The sequence below is a fragment of the Peribacillus sp. P4_C12 genome (assembly GCF_056402095.1).
The window spans coordinates 1-4431 of sequence record NZ_JBFUIB010000306.1; the positions used below are offsets into that span (position 1 = coordinate 1).

Sequence of the window (4431 nt, forward strand, 5' to 3'; positions counted from 1 at the left end):
GTATTACTCTGTCTGAACTTAGTAGCGGCAAGGGTAAATAGAAATAGCATTAGTAGAACAACTCAAACTAAGAAATTAAGCTGACTTTGACAAATGCAGCTATTATCAATCATTAAGGCTCTGAAAAAAATGGACATAATAATTATGATGGTTTATAGAGCAAATAAAGTGAGGGGATTATATGGAAGGAGAAAACCACGAAAAGTATACGGGTCTGATTTAGATCTGTTGTATTTATTGGAATAAGAAATCTCAATGAAATTTGAAACATACTAAAAGGAGCTTTTCATGGAAGACTTAATGCAACCAATTATTCGTACAGGTATTTCCTATATAGTCTTACTTGTTTTTACATATTTGTATGGTAAACGCATGAATTCCCAACTAAATTATTATAGTTTTGCTTTATCCGTAACAGTTGGCTCCTATATTGCAAATATGGGATTTGATACAAACCTTAAATTTTTTCCAACACTTGCTTCTTTTCTAACACTGATTTTTATCTTTTTTCTATCTTCTATTTTTTCTTTCAAACAAAGAGGTTTTCGAAAATACTTATCAGGACAGCCTATTATTATTATTGAAAAAGGGGAAATCAATGAGTTTAACATGAGAAAAGCTAAATATTCTATCGATGATTTAAAACAGCAAATCAGGGAACAAGGGGTATTTAAGATAGATCAAATAGAAACAGCAATACTCGAAGTTAGTGGTAAACTTTCGATTGAAAAAAAAGAAGAATACCAGCCATTATTGAAGAAAGATAAAGATCTATTATCTTCCGAAATTCCCATTGAGCTCATATATAATGGTGTAATTATTACAAAAAATTTAACCTCTGTCTACAACAAAGAATGGGTTATGAAACAATGCAAAGATCGCAAAATAACGGCTAAGGATGTTCGATATGGAGTCGTCGGCAGGAATGGAGTTTTTTATGTAATGAATTGATAGGAGATAATTATGTAGTATTCAGGATATTTTAACACCACAAGATTCATAAAATCCTATATGCTAATTTAGCTTCAAAAATGAAAAAAGCTCCATTAACAGGTGGGGCCTAGACATCATGGCTTCTTTAGTGTTCTAATAAAACTTCCTGGAGAAGTTTGGAATGATGCAAGATCCTTTGTTACAGGATGCGTAGCTATAGAGTATTGGAATGATTCAACTAAAGAAAAAGGGGCAGTCTGGCATGTGGAATTTAGCATAAAATCTTAAAGCTGAGCTTACTTTTTTTATTTTCTGCGCAGCTAGTTTATAATTTTCTATACAATTATTTTTAAAAAAACTGGGGAGGAGATTTTGTGTTTCAGACTCAAATCCAACTAGCTAATCCTGACAAAATTGATTCCGTTTTAAAAGAAATTGTTCAAAACTCCTATGAAGAGGTGCGGGAAGAAAGACTTCTGCTATGTATGGAATGTGGAGATGTGGATCTTTATATCGCCGCTTCAAATCATGAAGAACTTCAAGATGCGATTAACGAAAATTTTGAAATTGATGAATGTGGTGAAATCATAAAGTTAGAAGAACACCAACAACTTATGGATGATCTATACGAGTATTTCTTAAAGCTGCATAAGGAAAGTAATTTGTTTGATTTTTTTCCTGCAGGTTATTATATTGTGGATGGGGAAAGTCGTGAATCGGAAACGGATATGTTGGGACCAAAAGGTCTATTTTCAGCGCCGTTTGAAGATGCTATAAAGGAATAAAAAAGACGGCGTATTGCTGTCTTTTTTATTGGTCTACTTGTTTTATTAACATTTGCTGTCTTCCGCTAAAACGTACGTACCACTGACCGGTATTTTTGGGAAATAAATACTTTTTTTGATTATGAAGGAAAATAACATGTGGTGAAATAGACCTAATTAGGTGAAATTTATGAAATATAGCAATAATATCATGAAACATATTAAGGTTTTTAACAATTTTAAGTTTATATGGTAATTTTAAGAAATGTTAGATATAATAAAAATGTAATGATAGAATATGATATTTAAATTACTAGTTTAATATAGCTTTAATAATCGTCTTATATATTTTCATCGTTTCAAGGGAAATAATAGAAGATGAAGGTTTAACTTATGATTTCAGATAGATATTAAAAAGAAGATGTTTTACCCAACAGATTGCAACTTTATATAATTAGAATTCTGATTATTATTAATTTTCGGACTTTAATCACTTTTACATATCTTACGGGCTTAGGGAGGTTAATTATGATTGTTTTTGATCAAGTTAATAAGTATTATGGTGATTTTCATGTTTTGAAAAATATTAATCTTACAATTAACAAAGGGGAAGTAGTTGTTGTCATTGGTCCATCCGGCTCTGGAAAAAGTACACTGCTTCGTTGTATTAATCGCTTAGAAACGATATCAGAAGGTTCACTTTCGGTTAACGGATTGAATGTAGCGGATAAAAAAACAGATATAAACAAGCTGCGCCGAAATATTGGTATGGTTTTTCAACATTTTCATCTCTATCCTCATAAAACCGTGCTTGAGAATATCATGCTTGCTCCTAAGAAGGTTTTAGGACAAACAGATGCGGAAGCGAAAAAAATCGCGCAAAAGTATTTGGAAAAGGTGGGAATTGCAGATAAAGCAAATTCTTTTCCTTCGCAGCTTTCAGGTGGACAGCAGCAGCGGGTAGCCATTGCTAGAGGCTTGGCTATGGGACCGGAAATCATGTTGTTTGATGAACCAACCTCAGCCTTGGATCCAGAAATGATTGGCGAGGTACTGGATGTAATGAAGGCACTTGCCCATGAAGGAATGACGATGGTCGTAGTAACGCACGAAATGGGATTTGCCCGTGAAGTCGCAGATCGAATCGTTTTCATGGACGAGGGCAAGGTTTTAGAAGAGGCAATACCGGCTGAGTTTTACGCAAATCCTCGTGAAGAGAGGGCTCGATTATTTCTTAGCCGTATATTAAATCATTAAATAAAAAACAGGGGTGAATAACATGTTGAAGAAAAAAAAGTGGTTGCAATTATCATTGCTATCAGTACTGGCTGTAATTTTATTAGCTGGCTGTGGCGGGGACAAAGTGTCCAATAATGGTAAAGAAAGCGGTAGCAAAGACAAAGATAAAGACGTTCTAACACAGGTAAAGGATAAGGATAAGATTGTTTTCGGCGTAAAAAATGATACACGGTTATTCGGCTTGAAAAACCCGAGTACAGGTGAGGTAGAAGGATTCGATATTGATATTGCTAAAGCTCTTGCAGCTGAGATTCTTGGTGACGAAAAGAAAGTTGAATTCAAAGAAGTAACTTCGAAAACAAGAATGGCATTATTGAATAATGGAGATATCGATGCGATTGTAGCTACTATGACAATCACAGATGATCGTAAAAAAGAAGTTGATTTCACTGATGTATACTTTGATGCTGGACAATCTTTACTTGTTAAAAAAGGAAGCGATATTAAAGGTATTGATAGTTTAAAAGGTAAAAAGGTATTGGCTGTAAAAGGTTCTACTTCAGCCATAAATATCCGTGAAAAAGCTCCTGACGCACAAGTACTGGAATTTGAAAACTATTCTGAAGCATTTGCTGCACTTAAGTCTGGCCAAGGCGACGCCTTAACTACAGATGATTCCATCCTTTATGGAATGGCAGATGAAGATCCGAATTATGAGCTTGTTGGTGGTACATTTACAGACGAACCTTATGGAATTGCTGTTAAAAAAGGGAATGAAAACTTTGTGGCTGAATTGAATAAGGCACTTAAGTCTCTTAAAGATTCAGGCAAGTATGATGAAATCCATGATAAATGGATTAAACATTAATACATTTACCTTTTAAAAAGGTGAATAAGTTTAAATTGGATTTTTATAATAATTCTGAAGTTTAAACATTGTCATCTGTCAGGATGAGCAAATTACTCATCCTGATTAGTTAGGGGAGTGTATGCCGTGCTTGATTTCTCCATTTTAACAGAGAATCTAGATATGTATTTAGTAGGCTTCAAAAATACAATCATGTCGAGTTTGATAGCGTTGGTAGCGAGTTTGATTCTTGGTGTGCTTGTTGCTATTATGCGGATAGCCCCGCTAAAGCCACTAAACTGGCTTGGAACCGCCTATGTCGAGATTATTCGAAATATTCCGTTATTGATTATTACATTTTTCTTCTTTTTGGGTCTTAAATTAAGTGGAATATACGCAGGAACCTTAGCCTTAACTATTTACACGTCATCTTTTATAGCAGAAGCCATTCGAGCTGGTATACTTTCTGTACCAAAGGGCCAAATGGAAGCTGCGCGTTCATCAGGACTGACCTATGGGCAGGCAATGAGACTTGTCATTCTGCCACAAGCAGTAAAAATAGTTATTCCCCCGCTTGGAAACCAATTTATCAATCTTGTTAAAAATTCTTCCATTTTAGCCGTGGTTGCTGGGCTTGATCTTATGTAC

5 protein-coding genes are annotated in these 4431 nt (G+C 34.6%); all 5 read left to right on the forward strand.

Annotated elements, in window-relative coordinates; translation table 11 throughout:
* Positions 1 to 288: 288 nt before the first annotated feature.
* On the forward strand, positions 289 to 951 hold the full coding sequence (locus tag AC1DUW_RS21630; RefSeq protein ID WP_053346388.1) for a DUF421 domain-containing protein: 663 nt from the start codon (positions 289 to 291) through the stop codon (positions 949 to 951).
* Positions 952 to 1307: 356 nt separating this feature from the next.
* The gene (locus AC1DUW_RS21635; protein WP_053346387.1) at positions 1308 to 1718 is read left to right on the forward strand and encodes a hypothetical protein; all 411 of its coding nucleotides are present in this window, start codon (positions 1308 to 1310) and stop codon (positions 1716 to 1718) included.
* 507 nt (positions 1719 to 2225) lie between these two features.
* A complete protein-coding gene (locus AC1DUW_RS21640; protein ID WP_053346386.1) occupies positions 2226 to 2954 on the forward strand; it encodes an amino acid ABC transporter ATP-binding protein in 729 nt (242 codons plus the stop codon).
* Between the two features lie 22 nt (positions 2955 to 2976).
* Entirely contained in the window at positions 2977 to 3804 is an 828-nt protein-coding gene (locus AC1DUW_RS21645; protein ID WP_053346385.1) for a transporter substrate-binding domain-containing protein, read from the forward strand.
* 162 nt (positions 3805 to 3966) lie between these two features.
* The coding region (locus AC1DUW_RS21650; protein ID WP_477643425.1) for an amino acid ABC transporter permease at positions 3967 to 4431 on the forward strand (465 nt) is incomplete at its 3' end.